This window comes from Roseivirga sp. 4D4 (assembly GCF_001747095.1).
Classification (GTDB): Bacteria; Bacteroidota; Bacteroidia; order Cytophagales; family Cyclobacteriaceae; genus Roseivirga.
Window position 1 is genome coordinate 643,181 of the sequence record NZ_MDGP01000001.1, and the last position, 14,911, is coordinate 658,091.

Annotated in this window: 14 protein-coding genes; 4 read left to right on the forward strand and 10 right to left on the reverse strand. The window is 41.6% G+C overall.

The features are described 5' to 3' along the window. Positions 1 to 2 precede the first annotated feature (2 nt). From BFP97_RS02760 to BFP97_RS02785, 6 genes are all read right to left on the reverse strand, one after another. The gene (locus tag BFP97_RS02760) at positions 3 to 1,691 is read right to left on the reverse strand and encodes a serine hydrolase domain-containing protein (RefSeq protein ID WP_170827390.1); all 1,689 of its coding nucleotides are present in this window, start codon (positions 1,689 to 1,691) and stop codon (positions 3 to 5) included. Continuing rightward, positions 1,688 to 3,283, reverse strand: a complete 1,596-nt coding sequence (locus tag BFP97_RS02765; RefSeq protein WP_083262396.1) for a serine hydrolase domain-containing protein — start codon at positions 3,281 to 3,283, stop codon at positions 1,688 to 1,690. The genes BFP97_RS02760 and BFP97_RS02765 overlap by 4 nt, the downstream gene beginning before the upstream one ends. Before the next feature lie 145 nt (positions 3,284 to 3,428). Continuing rightward, the gene (locus BFP97_RS02770) at positions 3,429 to 4,319 is read right to left on the reverse strand and encodes a DNA-3-methyladenine glycosylase family protein (protein WP_069840951.1); all 891 of its coding nucleotides are present in this window, start codon (positions 4,317 to 4,319) and stop codon (positions 3,429 to 3,431) included. After that, entirely contained in the window at positions 4,312 to 4,866 is a 555-nt protein-coding gene (locus BFP97_RS02775) for a GNAT family N-acetyltransferase (RefSeq protein ID WP_069840952.1), read from the reverse strand. Before BFP97_RS02775 ends, BFP97_RS02770 begins: the two co-directional genes overlap by 8 nt. 50 nt (positions 4,867 to 4,916) lie before the next feature. Further along, positions 4,917 to 5,309 carry a hypothetical protein gene (locus BFP97_RS02780; RefSeq protein WP_139135163.1) on the reverse strand — a complete coding sequence of 131 codons (393 nt, stop codon included), beginning with the start codon at positions 5,307 to 5,309 and terminating at the stop codon, positions 4,917 to 4,919. Between the two features lie 107 nt (positions 5,310 to 5,416). Continuing rightward, positions 5,417 to 7,030 (reverse strand): ABC-F family ATP-binding cassette domain-containing protein, encoded by a 1,614-nt coding sequence (locus BFP97_RS02785; protein WP_069840953.1) that lies wholly within the window; start codon positions 7,028 to 7,030, stop codon positions 5,417 to 5,419. A gap of 228 nt (positions 7,031 to 7,258) precedes the next feature. Here BFP97_RS02785 and BFP97_RS02790 point away from each other — a divergent pair, with 228 nt between their 5' ends. Further along, positions 7,259 to 7,744 (forward strand): hypothetical protein, encoded by a 486-nt coding sequence (locus BFP97_RS02790; protein ID WP_069840954.1) that lies wholly within the window; start codon positions 7,259 to 7,261, stop codon positions 7,742 to 7,744. Positions 7,745 to 7,771: 27 nt separating this feature from the next. Here BFP97_RS02790 and rlmF read toward each other — a convergent pair whose 3' ends face one another. Genes rlmF through BFP97_RS02805 form a run of 3 tightly spaced genes read right to left on the reverse strand, consistent with a single transcriptional unit; the run spans position 7,772 to position 10,060 of the window. After that, positions 7,772 to 8,821 (reverse strand): 23S rRNA (adenine(1618)-N(6))-methyltransferase RlmF, encoded by a 1,050-nt coding sequence (gene rlmF / locus BFP97_RS02795; protein WP_083262398.1) that lies wholly within the window; start codon positions 8,819 to 8,821, stop codon positions 7,772 to 7,774. Positions 8,822 to 8,830: 9 nt separating this feature from the next. Next, positions 8,831 to 9,076 carry a VF530 family DNA-binding protein gene (locus BFP97_RS02800; protein ID WP_069840955.1) on the reverse strand — a complete coding sequence of 82 codons (246 nt, stop codon included), beginning with the start codon at positions 9,074 to 9,076 and terminating at the stop codon, positions 8,831 to 8,833. Positions 9,077 to 9,133: 57 nt separating this feature from the next. Then, positions 9,134 to 10,060, reverse strand: a complete 927-nt coding sequence (locus BFP97_RS02805) for a LysR family transcriptional regulator (protein ID WP_069840956.1) — start codon at positions 10,058 to 10,060, stop codon at positions 9,134 to 9,136. Between the two features lie 90 nt (positions 10,061 to 10,150). On the opposite strand from BFP97_RS02805, the gene BFP97_RS02810 reads away from it, so the two are divergent. Continuing rightward, the gene (locus tag BFP97_RS02810; RefSeq protein ID WP_069840957.1) at positions 10,151 to 11,113 is read left to right on the forward strand and encodes a sodium-dependent bicarbonate transport family permease; all 963 of its coding nucleotides are present in this window, start codon (positions 10,151 to 10,153) and stop codon (positions 11,111 to 11,113) included. Positions 11,114 to 11,129: 16 nt separating this feature from the next. Beyond that, positions 11,130 to 12,083, forward strand: coding sequence for a universal stress protein (locus tag BFP97_RS02815; protein ID WP_069840958.1), 954 nt, complete (start codon positions 11,130 to 11,132; stop codon positions 12,081 to 12,083). Positions 12,084 to 12,138: 55 nt separating this feature from the next. Here BFP97_RS02815 and BFP97_RS02820 read toward each other — a convergent pair whose 3' ends face one another. Then, positions 12,139 to 12,714, reverse strand: coding sequence for a carbonic anhydrase (locus BFP97_RS02820; protein WP_069840959.1), 576 nt, complete (start codon positions 12,712 to 12,714; stop codon positions 12,139 to 12,141). 136 nt (positions 12,715 to 12,850) lie between these two features. Here BFP97_RS02820 and metG point away from each other — a divergent pair, with 136 nt between their 5' ends. After that, on the forward strand, positions 12,851 to 14,911 hold the full coding sequence (gene metG, locus BFP97_RS02825) for a methionine--tRNA ligase (RefSeq protein ID WP_069840960.1): 2,061 nt from the start codon (positions 12,851 to 12,853) through the stop codon (positions 14,909 to 14,911).

Here is a 14,911-nt window from a genome sequence, read left to right on the forward strand (position 1 = left end):
CACTAGGATTTAGTGAATGAGATACTTCCTAGCGAGTAGTCAGATAGAATAAAGCCAATGATTTTGCCATTGGAGTCCCTTTGAAAAGATATATAACCATCGTGTTCGGAGGTAAAGTTATCGGCCATGATTCCCACATAATCAACGAGCTTTCTTTCTCCGACATAGGTGGAAAGTGTTGTGCCTTCATGCTTTAGGGTATAGGTTACACCCAATTCCTCAGAAAAGAACTCTCCGTTAAATTGGGGAAGTTGATTGCTCGTGTAATTCGCAGGAGCAAAGGATTCGTAAACTGCTGGTTCACCTCCATCAATCGATACTGACATCCTCATGTTACCCACTAGCTCATCAAATACAATGCTAACATGAGAAGAGGAACCTGGTATGGTAAACTCGTTTTTTGAGACAGGTACTAATGTGCGAATCGCTTCGGGATTAATTTCTAGTCTGAGCGTATCACCTTTGACATAAACCTTTCGCGTATAAGCGAACTTTGAGTCGAAGTAATCACCACTGAATTTGTCAAGTTGTTTTTTTCTCAGCTTGATGGTCTTTCTTGTCTGAGCAGTGGTGTTTGAAGTAGATGATGTTGACTTAGGAGGTAGAATTGCATCAGCGAGATCGTATGCTTTGCCTGGAGCAGCTAAATTCATATTACTACTCATGGCAATCAACGAGAGTTCTTCCTCAGGAAAGTTTAGATACATGGCACTGTAGCCAAAGGCATACCCATTATGCGCCATTAATTCATATCCGTTAAAAGTACCTCCTTCTAAACCGAACCTGTAGGTAAGCTGTTGACCGTTGTTGAGAGAGGAAACTGTGGAGAGTTTATCAAAAAGGCTTTGATTTCCTAGTCTCCTCGTTTTTAGAAACCTATTCCACTTGATAAAGTCATTGATGGTAGTCATAATATGAAGACTGCCATTAGCCGTAAACTTTTCCGATAGCACTTTTTGATAGTTGGGTGCATCGCCCTCGTAAGAGATTGCTCTATTGGAAATAACTTCCTGTGGGTTTTGATAGACCATTGTATTGATCATATCAGCAGGACCAAATAGGTTTTCCGTCATGTATTCCGCATAGCTTTTCTCAGTGATTCGCTCTATGATTAAGGCCAGGGCTGTATAATTTGAGAATGAAAACCTCAAGCTCGACCCTGGAATCATACAAAGAGACTTTTGCTTGCTCATGAGTTCTAGTGCGTCTTCGTTGTCAAATTCAATATCTAGCGGTCGACCACCGGCCATAATTAACACGATATAATCACGGAGTCCACTGGTGTGCGTAAGCAAGTGTCTTATCGTAATGGTACCTTCAGCGTAGTCAGGAAGTTCGGGAAGATATTTCCTGATGTTATCATCCAACGATATTCTTCCTTCATTTTCAAGTAGCATTATGGCACTTGCTGTAGCGTGCATAGACAGAGAACCAATTTCAAAAACGGTTTCCTCTGTAGTGGTTGTATTGTAGTCAAGATTAGAATAGCCATAACCTTTCGTGTAAACTGGTTCCTCTTTGTACATAATTCCCACTGCACAGCCCGGGGCGTTGAGACATTCTTTGAAAACACTGTCCGCTTTGGATTTGACTGTTGTCAAGTCATAACTTGATTGGGCATGTGCTGAAGTGCTTATTAGTAAGCCAATGAACACGATGAATTGTAAATACGATTTTCTGCTTTTCGTCATTTTAATTTGAGTTTTTCGAACCATAAATCTTTTATCTCAGGGGTGTTTAGGTAAAAGCCGGTGATTTGGCTTTGAGTATCTCTCGAAAACTTCACAGTACTGAAGTACCAAGCATCTTCACTGGCGAATTTGTCCTCGGTGAGTGGGTCAAGAATAATGTCTTCTGTTCTGAGGTTGGTAGCGACCAAATAACCATCTCGTATGATAAATTCATAAACCGATCCGACTATCTCTGAATAGTATTTACCTGTAAATGACTCAAGTGTGTTAACGCCATATTGTTGTGGAGTGAACTGAGTATAATTATTCGCGGGAACGTCATTGGAATAGATCGTCATTTTCATTTCCCCATTCTCATGGAAGAATCGGATCGATCGGTTAGATCCGCTGTTAATCATACGGAATTTTCCGTTTTCTAACACCAACGGACTGGACCAACCCCTTGGAGTTTGATAGTAAAGGGTGTCATTTCTGAGGTTAATATGTTTGGCATGCATTCCAACTGAGTCCCAATAATGTCCAGTGATTTGCTTCGGACTTGTGAGGCTTTGTAGCTCATCTGGTGGGCTTTGAGCTTCTGGGGTCTCAGGTAAGAGGAGAGAGGCTATTTCTAGTCCACGATCGTGCGTATTGTAGTAGTAGTCATTGCTCAGAAGCACAACGGTGAGCGCTTCATTCGGAAATGTCCCGACAAAACCTCTATAGCCGAAGTAATAAGCATCCTGATAGTAGAAATTACGACCACCACTTTCTTGTTTGGAAGTCGGTAATGCCTCTGTAAGCGTCTCATTATTAATGAAATGCAGCCATTTTTGAAAGTCATCTAAAGTCATATACAGACCTACTGTGCCGGAGTCATTACCATATTTGGCATAACTGGTTTGGGGGCCATTTCCATAGTCAAAGTAATAGTGAGCTTTGTTCTGAGTGGGCTGCGCGTAGTTTTCAGATATAAATGCACTTCCCATATTTAAGGGCTCGAAAAACTCCTGTTTTAAGATCGAATTCAAGCTTTTGCCCGATACGCGTCTTAAGGTTTCTGCAAGTAGGAAGTAGTTGGTATTGGAGAAGTTATACCGCTGACCAGAAGGACTGTTAAGTGATTCAATTTTGCTCAACATTTCAAAAGCCTGATGTTTTTTGAAAACATCGTCATAGTCCCACCCACCGAGTGATTTTAGGGCCCAATAGTCGTATAAGCCACTGGTGTGATTTAAGAGATGGTGAATAGTGACGTTCTTGGCTACTTCTGGTAACTCAGGAATATATTCTTTAACCAAGTCACTTGAAGAAAGGAGTTTTTTTTCTTCAAAGCGTTTTATGGCAAGCGCTATGAAGTCTTGGGTCAGAAAGTTAAGGTGAAAACGTGTGTCTTTATTGATCTCTATACCTTCGCTTAAGTTGGCAAGCCCGAAATATTTCTTGAATATTGGTTCTCCAGATTTCAATAGCAGAAGTGCACCACCGGGTAGCGTGTCCTTCTCTTGAACCTCCAAGATATCCAATATCTCATCTTGGATCTTCTGATCCAATGTTTGCCCGCTCAGCCCCAAAGGGATAAGGCAAGCTATTATCAGCAATACGTTTCTCATTCAACTATTTGTTGCTGGAAATGTAGCGACTGACTTGATATCAAGGTTTCGAGGCGATAAAAGGGAATTACAGATTTATAAATCTGTAAGAATTTGGCATTTTCAATCGACTAATGGCCTGTTTTGATCTACTAATGACATTTGTTTAATCTGCCAAACTTCGCCACAGATAGAAGACTGTATAAGCCTCCCAGTTCTTGACTGTCTGAAAGAACTTCTTAATGGCAACCTCATCTTTTCTGTCGGCAATGATTTGGTGGTTAAATAAGGACTGAGTCAAGCCTGTGTCACCAAAGGGAATTGCTTCCGGTTGGTGGAGAGTTTTCATCAGGGCATAGTTGGCAGACCAGATGCCTATACCCTTAATGTCAATAAGTTTCTTTTGCCTAGACTCAAAATCAGGGATTTCACTAATGGATTTTTTGCTGAGTCCGTTTTGAGTAAAAGCCAAGGCTACATTTCTGAGGTATTGAATCTTTCCTCTTGAAAACTGATTTGCACGTAAGAGTTCTTCATCTAAGTGTACCAGGGCTTCAGGCGTTGGGAAGTGGAATAGTTTATGACCGTTCCATTCGATTGATTTTCCATAAAGCTCAACCAACTTCCTCTTCAGTTTAAAAGCGAAGGTGAGGTTGATTTGCTGACCGATTATACTCCAACACATGGCTTCAAAAAGGTCTGGAATGCCAATCAGCCTAAGCCCATGATACTTATCTACTAGTAGTTTGAGGCTCGCTTTTGAGCCTAGAAGATCGTAGAAGGGTTGAATGTCTCGTTTTAGATCGAACCACTCTGTGACGTATTCTTTGATGAATTCTAACTGATTGTCATTTAGGTTTTTGGGTGTTTCAATAATGAGCTCATTATTATTGTGCATTACCGAAAAAGGTAAAAGTACTTCCTCATAGGTAATGGCCCGATGTACTTTTTGCTTATCCAATCGATATAGGCATTCGTCATAGCCTCTATCTAAGAAGAAATAGCATTGATCAAAATCAAAGAGGGCAGGGGTTTGGAGTGTGGTTGTCCTAGTCACTGTGCTCCTTTTGGAAATAGTCGCCTTCCAAGATCGCGTACATATAATTATCACACCACTCACCTCTGATTGGAAGAATACCTCTGCGTATGCCTTCTCTTTGCATGCCTGATTTCTCCAGAACTCTTATCGAGCCCATGTTATTGGTGGCAACTCCGGCTTCTATTCTATGGAGTTTGAGATCTTCAAAACCAAACTTAATAAGCCTCTTGGCGATTTCTGTACCATAGCCTTGCCCCCATAAATCGGGTGTTATGTGGTAGTGGATTTCACCTCGTTTAAAGCGATCGTTCGATGGGGACATTCCGGTTTCACCGACAAATGTATTGTCAAGCTTGAGCCTTACACTCCATCCATAAATAGACCTTGGCTTGTTATTCTGATCTTCTATGGCGCCTTTTATGATGTTTTTGGTAACGCCTACATCCTCAGGAATGCCTATCGTGTTGAACTTTGCAACATCTGGGATGCTGTGAAAAGCATGGATGGTGTCGAGGTCATTCCAGGAAAGTTCATGTAATACGAGTCGGTCAGTTTCAAGTCGCATGCCTAAATATAGCCCTAGACCAGACTCGTATCATAATAATTGTTGGGAATCTATTGCTTTGGGCTATCTTCTTCCTCTTTTACCGCGGTCCATTCCATTTCTTGATCTGCCATAGGGCCTGATTCCATGGTCACAGTTCCTTCCATTTCTCCGCCAGAAACCGTTCCGACAAATTTCAGTTCGATTTCACCCATGGGGGACTCTATCGTTTGAACGAAAGTAACTTCATCACCATCTATGCTAATCTCAAATTCCTGTCCTTCTTCAGTTTCGGCAGTAGCTTCAGCGCCATCCTGGGTAATTACAATTTCTCCTGATCTTTCACCTCGAGGAGTATTCATGGTCAAAGTCCATGTGCCATCGATTTTTGCGGGTTCTTTGTCTTGAGCTTGAGCGCTCAATCCAAAGGCTCCGAGGAGGAGTACTAGAAATATTTTTTTCATCTGATTCACTTTTGGGTTAATAATTACTCCAAGGTCGAACCCTAGGAGCAATTTGTTAACTCAATTCAGTGAATGGCATACTTTTTACCTATGAACGGAAGGCAGTATTAATAGATAGCAGCACGCTGCGCCTCAAAGGCTTCATTCTCAATATACTGATCGTACGTGCAAAGCTTATCCAGATAGCCTTTTGGTCCGATTTCAAGGATTCTATTGGCCACTGTTTGTGTGAATTCATGATCGTGAGAACTGAACAACACTGTACCAGGGAAGTCTTTAAGCGCATTATTGAATGCCTGAATAGATTCCAGATCAAGATGGTTTGTGGGTTCATCAATGATCAGCAAATTTCCTTGAGCGAGCATCATTCTAGAAAGCATACAACGGACTTTTTCACCCCCGGAAAGGACATTTGACTTTTTGAAAACTTCCTCACCTGAGAAAAGCATTTTCCCCAAAAATCCACGCATATAGACTTCATCTTTTTCTCCTTCAGTGAACTGTCTCAACCAATCGACCAGATTCAAGTCACTGGTGAAGAACTCAGCATTCTCATTGGGTAGATATGATTTGGTGATGGTTTGACCATATTTAAACTCGCCAGTATCCGCTTTTACTTCATTCATTAGGATCTGGAACAGTGACGTGGTGGCGAGACTATCCTTGCTTAATACAGCAATCTTGTCTCCTCTGTTTACAAAGAGGTCCAGGCCACTGAAAAGTGTTTTTTCCGAAGTGGATTTGCTAAGGTTCTTGATCTCTAATATTTGATCTCCCGCTTGTCTTTCCTGCTGAAAGATGATGGCAGGGTATCTTCTTGTAGAAGGTTGAATGTCTTCTACATTGATTTTATCCAAGAGCTTACGTCTACTCGTGGCTTGCTTAGATTTAGATGCGTTAGCTGAGAATCGGGCAATAAACTCTTGTAGCTCTTTTTTCTTCTCTTCTGCTTTTTTATTGGCTGCTGATCGTTGGCTTAGTGCCAATTGACTTGACTGATACCAAAAGCTGTAGTTACCAGTGAATAGCTTTACCTGTCCAAAGTCTACATCTACAATGTTTGTACAAATGGTGTCCAAAAAGTGTCTGTCGTGAGATACGACAATCACTGTATTCTTGAACTCCAGTAGAAAGTCTTCTAACCAGGCTATGGTTTGCAGGTCCAAGTCATTCGTAGGCTCATCAAGAATAAGAATGTCTGGATTGCCAAAGAGGGCTTGAGCTAGTAAAACACGGACTTTTTGAGAACCGTTGAGGTCTTTCATTAGACTGTAGTGCAGGTCTTCTTTGATCCCTAGGCCACTCAAGAGGGCTGCCGCATCCGATTCCGCATTCCAGCCATCCATCTCTGCAAATTGCGCTTCAAGTTCAGAGGCTTTGATACCGTCTTCTTCAGAAAAATCGGGCTTCATATAGATAGCATCCTTCTCCTTCATGATATTCCAGAGAACAGTGTGACCCATCATGACAGTATCAAGCACGGAAGTCTCATCAAACTCGAAGTGATTTTGCTTGAGTACCGCCATGCGCTTACCCGGCTCTATGATCACTTTACCTGAGTTTGGATCCTGATCTCCTGAGAGAATTTTAAGAAAGGTAGACTTACCCGCACCGTTGGCACCAATAACGCCATAGCAGTTATTACCTGTGAACTTAATATTTACCTCGTCAAAGAGAACTCTTTTACCAAATGCGAGAGATATGTTTTGTGCTGCAATCATAGCCTAATTTTTCTGGCCGCAAAGGTAATGTTATTGTCTGTAAATGAGAACTGTGCTGGAAACTTTAAGTTAAACCCTTCCTGTCAGGGTTAGTTTGTTCCGCTTTGCATCATAGCTGTGTTTCGTAGTGAAACAGTTTTTCAATCGTTTTGAAAGATAAACTACTTGTAATCAATTGGTTGTGTTTTTGGCAAGCCTTTGGTAACTGGAAGGGAAAACGAAAAAGCAATGAAAACTCTAGTATGCACAATTCTTTTATCTCTCGGTTTTTTACTGAACCAAGATTTGACTTCTGATCACTTAAAGGTATATGAGGGCGAGTGGAACGGAACACTGACTTATCTCAATTATGGAGATGATAAAACCATGGTTGATTTGACGGTCCGTATGGTCGCGAAATTTGACAATGAAAAACTGAAATTCGAGTATTTCTATAATGAGGGAGACGGACGCGTTGAGAAGAGAAAGGGAATGTTCGAAATCAAGAAAAATAAGATCCTCTACAATGGCAGTTGGAAATTAGACGAAAGCGAAATTACCGACTTGGATCATTGGAAGCTGAAAATGTCTAGTGAAGGGCGTGATAATAACAAAAAGGCATCGTTTAAGCAGACTGTGGACGTCACTCCTGAAAAAATCGTCTACATAAAAATGGTGAAGTACGAGGGTGAATCAGAGTACTTTATGCGTAATAGACATGTATTCGAAAGATAGACGATAGAGGAGGTAGTGGCTTGTCAGTTACTGCCTCCATCTGGTTCTCTGCCAGTCTGATTGCTCAGCTTCAGACAGGAAGGTCCAGGCAACAATGCGACTGGCTTTGTTACCCTGGCTCATGGCCATAACTTTGATTTCAGCCGCCCCTGCAATTTGAAGGTATTCCTGAATGGCCTTTAGATTAGATTGTTTTGAGACCAAAGAAGAAAACCAAAAGCAGGATTTACCGAATTTCTTGCTTTCTCTGATCATATCGCCCACAAAGCGCCTCTCTCCACCTTCGCACCAAAGTTCACCACCTTGTCCGCCAAAGTTTAGCTTCGCTTCTTTGGTTTCCTTTTTATTCAAATTACTCAGCTTGCGCAAAGTACCTTCCAATGCAGCCTCTTGTGAAGCATGAAATGGAGGGTTGCAGATTACGACATCTACCTTTTCCTCATGATCGATTACACCATATAAAATATCCTTTGGGTTCTCTTGCAAACGGATTTCCACCTTGCCCTTGAGGCTTTTGTTATTGTCAACTATCTTTTTTGCAGAGGCTATGGAAACGGGGTCAATATCCGAACCGATAAATGACCAGCCGTAGCTGGCATTGCCAATGATGGGGTAGACACAATTGGCACCAACACCGACATCGAGGCAAGTGATTTGCACTCCTTTTGGCACCTTGCCAAAATTGCTTTCAGCAATCACGTCAGCGATGTAGTGAATATAATCTGCTCGGCCAGGAATAGGAGGGCAGAGATAGCCTTCAGGGATGCTCCAATACGCTATGCCATAGTGGTGTTTGAGCAAGGCTTCGTTCAATAATTTCACCGCTTCTGGATTGGAAAAGTCTATCGTGTCTTCATTTCTCAAGCTTTTGACAATGTGCTTACTAAGGGGAGGGTTGACTTTTACCAACTGCTTCAAATCATATCGACCATGATGCTTATTGCGCGGATGTAGCTTGGAACCCTTCTTTGGCTTGATCTCTCTGATCTTTGACTTTGAAGGAGCTACTTCTTTAGCCTTGTTTCGCAAAGCTTCGGCAAAGCGACTTGACTTTTTATGTTCAGGTGAATTCTTCATGTTAAAAGTTTACTTAATGCACCTTAGGTAATACGCTTCTACTTTGGTTCGAGCCCAGGGCGTTCTTCTGAGGAACTTAAGGCTTGATTTGATACTGGGATCACTCTTGAAACAGTTGATAGATACCACCTGAGCCATTTTATCCCAACCCTGTGTAGCTACAAGGTATTCCAATATATCGGCAAGTTTCACCCCATGGAGTGGGTTGTTGGCTTGGCCTTCTTTAGGCTGTGATTTTTTATATTCTATGGGCATAAGCAGGTGCAAAGCTAGTTATAAATGTTAGGTTACAAGTGGCATCTGTCCTTGTACTTAGTAGTCAGAGATCCAACCAAACTTTTCTTTGATGATGCTTTCTTTTTTCTCCTCAACATATTGCAAAAAAGCTTTTGCACTTGGGGAAAGCTTTTTCTCTTTCATCCATACCAACTGCCATGTAGACTGAAGGGGGAACCCTCTCACCGGTATGATTTTGAGATCACTCAACTCCAGTTCGTTTTTTATGCCGATCAAGGGCATAATAGAGTGTCCGAGTCCAGCGAGTACAGCCTGTTTAACTGCTTCATTGGAGGTCAATTCTAGTTTTCGGCTAATCTTGAGATTCTCCGTTTGGATATGCCTTTCTACTGTTTGTCGTGTACCAGAGCCAGCTTCCCTAAAAATTAGATCAAGGGATTCAAGGGTTTTTTGCTTGTGACTTGACTTGGTTTGAAGTGGGCTCTCGTTATTACCCACAAGAAAGAGCTTGTTATCCATGAGTGGGATTTGGTCCAGGGCAAGTCGCTCAGGTGGAATAGACACGAGAGAGAAGTCTACTTCATTATTTTCAAGGCTTCTGACTACCGCAGCTTTGTTGGTTACATCCATTTTGAGCTCAACACCGGGGTTGTCTCTTAAGAAATCCGTCAGGAAATAGGGCATAATGTACTTCCCGGTAGAGACGACTGACAACTTTAATTTTCCAGCAATTTGCCCATTGAACATGATCAACTTCTGATTGATGACGTCTACCTCATTTAGAATGTTCTGGCTTGCTTCAACTATCTCTTTACCAAAGTCAGTAATATATAGCTGACGACCAACTACTTCTGTGAGTGGAATATCGAACTGTTGCTGAAAATTTTTGAGCTGAATGGAGACTGCAGGTTGAGTTAAATGAAGCGCGTCTGCGGCTAGCGTAATACTCTTGTGCTCCGCAATTGTGACAAAGACTTTTAATTGGTGAAGTGTATAGTTCATAAAAAATATTTATGATAATCATAATAAAGATAAATAAAAATATATGAATTAGACGAATCATATTTGCACTCAGTTTAACAAAACTGATCTATGAATCTTGACCTACTTGCTGAGAATCTCACCAATCCAGCACTACTCTTTTTTATCCTTGGGATACTATCGGTTCAACTCAAGAGTGACCTGGAAATTCCAAAGACATCATCAAAGTTCATTTCTCTTTATCTCCTTTTTGCCATTGGGTTCAAAGGAGGACAGGAGCTAGCCCACAGTACCTTTAATAGCGATATTATCTGGAGCGTTGTCTTTGGGATATTCATCGCGGTAATGATTCCATGTATAGCGTTTTTCATCTTGAAGCGCAGGCTCACGGTAGAAAACTCAGGAGCCATTGCGGCAGCTTATGGCTCGGTTAGCGCTGTGACTTTTGTTACTGCAGTCGCTTTTTTAGAGATGCAGGGCATCGATTTTGGCGGACATATGGTGGCAGTGATGGCTTTTATGGAGGCACCAGCAATAGTCATTGGTGTTATACTCATTCGCCTTTTTTCCAAAGGGACAACTGAATCTACGAGCATAGGTAAACTCGTTAAGCATGCCTTCACCAATGGTAGTGTAATACTGATCCTAGGTAGCCTTGCGATCGGTTGGATGGCCAGTGAAGAACAAGCACAGGGTATTGCCCCATTTACCACTGACCTCTTCAAGGGTTTCCTGGCCATATTCTTATTAGATATGGGTATTGAAAGTGGTAAAAAGCTAAAGTCTTTCTTAGATCAGGGGTGGTTTACAACCTCATTTGCGATCATTTTCGCCTTGTTCAATGGCTGTGTGATCGCGCTGATAAGTGGTTTTATAATGGATGATATCGGTAACCGATTCATCTTTGCAATATTGGGTGCCAGCGCATCTTACATTGCAGTTCCTGCGGCTATGAAAATAGCTGTTCCTCAGGCCAATCCGGGTATTTATATCCCTATGGCCTTGGCGATAACTTTCCCGGTTAATATCACACTGGGACTGCCTATTTACATGTATTTAATCCAGATTACTTGATAATTAAGAACTCACTATGAAGAAGTTTGAAAGATGGATGATTGGCGTAGATGTCAACAACTCAGAATTAAATCTATTAAAGAATGTATCGGCTCTGGCCGATCAATTTACCCCTAATGAAATTCATTTAGTCTATGTGGCTAAGGACCTGGATATACCAAAGGAAGTGTTAATGGATATTCCAGACTTAATGCTTCCGGATATTAAGCAGACCAAGTCAAAATTGGAGCAACTGGTCAGTGATACATTTCATCCTGAACAGCCGGTCACGGTTCATGTAAAATCGGGGAATCAACTGACGGAATTGCTAAAGTTCGAGAATGCTCATAAAATAGACCTGGCGATCTTGGGAAGGCGCAATATGAATCGTGTCGGTGTTTTGAGTAAAAAGATGGTACGTAAGTCTTCTTGTAGTGTGATTTTGATGCCAGATCGTTACATCGAATCTGTAAATTCCATTCTCTTGCCACTGGATTTCTCGGAATATTCTGACTTGGCCATGAATGTGGTGAATGACTTTGAGCACTTAGGTCTAGGGCCAACAATTCATGCGCTGCATGTCTATAAGGATGCGACCAAGTACCTGAGTCAGGTATTTGAGACGGCCGATGAGATTGATGCCATTCTTTCAAAGCGGAGCGAGATTAACAAGCGTCTCAATGATTACGCCAAACATGAGCTCGATAATTACCTGGCAAAAATGAAAAAGAAGTCTGTTATTGGTCACTTGGCGAGTATTGAGCGGGGCAGGAGTGTAGGTCAACCGATCGATGCTTTGATCGATACGATTAGACCTGATCTTCTGATAATGGGGTCCAAGGGAAAGACAACTTCAGCTACTGCTTTACTGGGAGAGGTTTCAGAAAGTGTTTTGCCACATAATGGAGAGCATATGACACTGATTATTAAGAGGGAAGGAGAGAATAAAGGATTTCTCAATAGCCTTCTCAACTTGGGAGCTAAACTCTAAAGGGCAATGAAAAAGGCCTGAATATTAAAAATCAGGCCTTTTTGAATGTTTTTCTTTATGAGAGGAACTCTACCTCACCATTGCTAAGCTTATAATAGGCAGAAACAACTTCCACACCTGCAGTCTTAACTGCATCTGATAGAATTGGCTTAGTTTCTTTTAATTCTTCGCCCACAATCTGCGCATTTACTTTGATGGCATTTGTGAGTAAATCGCCTTTCATTCTTCTAGCCATATAAACTGCTGGCTTAATTTTTTCAATGATAGAGCCGATGTGACCTCCAGGGTCCGCGTCTCCCAAGCTTGCATTTACGGCACCACAATTCTCATGTCCAAGCACAACGATAAGCTTGGAATTGAGGTATTTAACGGCATACTCAATACTGCCAAATACTTTGTCTTTGGCTACATTACCTGCCACTCGAATCACGAATAAGTCACCAAGACCTTGATCAAAAAGTAGTTCTGGTACAACGCGTGAATCTGCACAACTCAATATTACCGCAAAGGGGTGTTGAGCATCTGCAATTTCGTGTCTTCTTTCTGGGTCAGTATGCGGGTGTTTCAGGTCTCCCTTTACATATCTTTTGTTTCCCTCTTTGAGTAATTTTAGGGCTTCTTTTGCTGTCATATGTCTTATTAAAAAGTTAATTCCTCGTTTAAGATAAAGAAGTTAAAATGGAATTGACAATTTCCCGCGCTTGATTCTATAAAATGTAAGATGGAAATACTGACTACTATGATGGAAGAAACTATCTTTGCCCCATATGAGTCAGAGAGATTTCAAAAGGCATACTGTGACTGCTGCCTTACCTTACGCTAATGGCCCCATCCATATTGGCCACTTGGCAGGTGTTTATGTACCCGCAGATATTTATGTTAGATATTTAAGATCCAAAGGAGAAGATGTGGCCTTCATTTGTGCCTCTGATGAGCATGGAATGGCCATTACGATGAGATCAAGAAAGGAAGGTACAACTCCACAAGCGATTGTTGATAAATACCATGGAATGATTCAGAGTTCTATGGATCAGTTGGGGATCTCATTTGACATCTATTCGAGAACCTCTAATGAAACTCATCATGAGACGGCTCAAATGTTCTTTAGGAAGCTCTACGAGAAAGGCTTATTTGAAGAACGTGTAAGCGAGCAATATTATGACGATGAAGCCAAACAGTTTCTGGCCGATCGCTATATCACAGGAACTTGTCCAAATTGTAGTCATCCGTCTGCATACGGAGATCAATGCGAAAACTGTGGTTCGTCTTTGAATCCCACCGATTTAATTAATCCAACTTCCACCTTAACGGGGAATGCTCCTATAAAGAAAGAGACCAAACATTGGTATTTGCCTCTTCAGAATTATGAATCTTGGTTAAACGAGTGGATCGTTAAAGGCCATAAAAAGGATTGGAAACCCAATGTCTGGGGACAGTGTAAATCCTGGATTGATGGAGGTTTACAGCCTCGGGCAATGACACGAGACCTAGATTGGGGGATCAAGGTGCCTGTAGAAGGTGCTGATGGTAAAGTGCTTTATGTTTGGTTCGATGCACCTATTGGCTATGTTTCAGCCACACGTGAATGGGCCGAAAGAGAAGGAAAGGAATGGGAACCATACTGGAAATCTGATGATACCAAGCTGGTACATTTTATCGGTAAGGACAATATTGTCTTTCACTGCATTATATTCCCTGCTATTCTGAAATCAATGGGAGATTATGTTTTGCCTGATAATGTTCCTGCCAATGAATTTTTGAACCTTGAGGGTGATAAGATATCTACATCAAGAAACTGGGCAGTTTGGCTGCATGAATATCTAATCGATTTACCGGAAAAACAGGATGTGCTACGCTACGCACTCTGCTCTAATGCGCCAGAAAGCAAAGACAATGACTTTACCTGGAAGGATTTTCAGGCAAGAAATAATAATGAGCTTGTCGCTATACTCGGAAACTTCGTGAACCGAGCAGTGGTGCTAACCCATAAATACTTTGATGGTAAAATTCCTACAAGGGGAGAAGTCTTCGAGATAGACAAAGAAGTACTAGATGAGCTAGGTCAAGTGCCTAAGAAGGTGGGGGAGTCAATCGAGAAGTACCGATTTAGAGAAGCCTTGGCTGAAATGATGGAATTGGCTAGAATGGGGAATAAGTATTTAGCTGACACTGAGCCCTGGAAGCTTATCAAAACTGATCAGGAAAGAGTAGGCACCATTCTCAATATTGCCCTACAGCTAGTGGCCAACCTTTCTATAGTGGCAGAGCCTTTCATTCCTTTTAGTACTGAGAAACTGAGAAGCCTGTTGAATCTCGAAAAGCTGGATTGGTCAAGTGCAGGGAATGATGAATTACTGACTGAAGGGGCTTCTCTGGAGAAACCAAGCTTACTTTTTGAGAAAATAGAAGACAAAACAATCGAGGCCCAAGTTCAAAAGCTTGAGGACACTAAGAAACAAAACGAAATGGAAAATCAAGAGATCGCATTGGCACCCCTGAAAGAGGATATTGTATTTGACGATTTTATGAAGTTAGATCTTCGAGTAGGTACAATTATCGAGGCCAAAAAGGTTGAAAAGTCAAATAAGTTACTTCAGTTTCTTGTCGATACAGGAGTCGATAAGCGAACCATATTAAGTGGCATTGCCAAGCAGTATGATCCTGCCGAAATGATCGGCAAGCAAGTAACTATTATTGCGAATTTGGCTCCCCGCAAAATGATGGGTGTAGAGTCTCAGGGAATGATCCTAATGGCAGAAGATACTGAAGGTAATCTGAGGTTAATTCAACCTAATGAAGCCGTTAACCCAGGTTCGGTCATAAGCTAA

Bases quoted from the DNA above. Each gene is read 5' to 3' on its own strand.
- BFP97_RS02810 (WP_069840957.1), top strand. From the start codon at position 10,151: ATGAATCTTGACCTACTTGCTGAGAATCTCACCAATCCAGCACTACTC.
- BFP97_RS02785 (WP_069840953.1), bottom strand. From the start codon at position 7,030: ATGATTGCAGCACAAAACATATCTCTCGCATTTGGTAAAAGAGTTCTC.
- metG (WP_069840960.1), top strand. From the start codon at position 12,851: ATGAGTCAGAGAGATTTCAAAAGGCATACTGTGACTGCTGCCTTACCT.
- BFP97_RS02815 (WP_069840958.1), top strand. From the start codon at position 11,130: ATGAAGAAGTTTGAAAGATGGATGATTGGCGTAGATGTCAACAACTCA.
- BFP97_RS02800 (WP_069840955.1), bottom strand. From the start codon at position 9,076: ATGCCCATAGAATATAAAAAATCACAGCCTAAAGAAGGCCAAGCCAAC.
- rlmF (WP_083262398.1), bottom strand. From the start codon at position 8,821: ATGAAGAATTCACCTGAACATAAAAAGTCAAGTCGCTTTGCCGAAGCT.
- BFP97_RS02775 (WP_069840952.1), bottom strand. From the start codon at position 4,866: ATGCGACTTGAAACTGACCGACTCGTATTACATGAACTTTCCTGGAAT.
- BFP97_RS02820 (WP_069840959.1), bottom strand. From the start codon at position 12,714: ATGACAGCAAAAGAAGCCCTAAAATTACTCAAAGAGGGAAACAAAAGA.
- BFP97_RS02765 (WP_083262396.1), bottom strand. From the start codon at position 3,283: ATGAGAAACGTATTGCTGATAATAGCTTGCCTTATCCCTTTGGGGCTG.
- BFP97_RS02780 (WP_139135163.1), bottom strand. From the start codon at position 5,309: ATGAAAAAAATATTTCTAGTACTCCTCCTCGGAGCCTTTGGATTGAGC.
- BFP97_RS02805 (WP_069840956.1), bottom strand. From the start codon at position 10,060: ATGAACTATACACTTCACCAATTAAAAGTCTTTGTCACAATTGCGGAG.
- BFP97_RS02790 (WP_069840954.1), top strand. From the start codon at position 7,259: ATGAAAACTCTAGTATGCACAATTCTTTTATCTCTCGGTTTTTTACTG.
- BFP97_RS02760 (WP_170827390.1), bottom strand. From the start codon at position 1,691: ATGACGAAAAGCAGAAAATCGTATTTACAATTCATCGTGTTCATTGGC.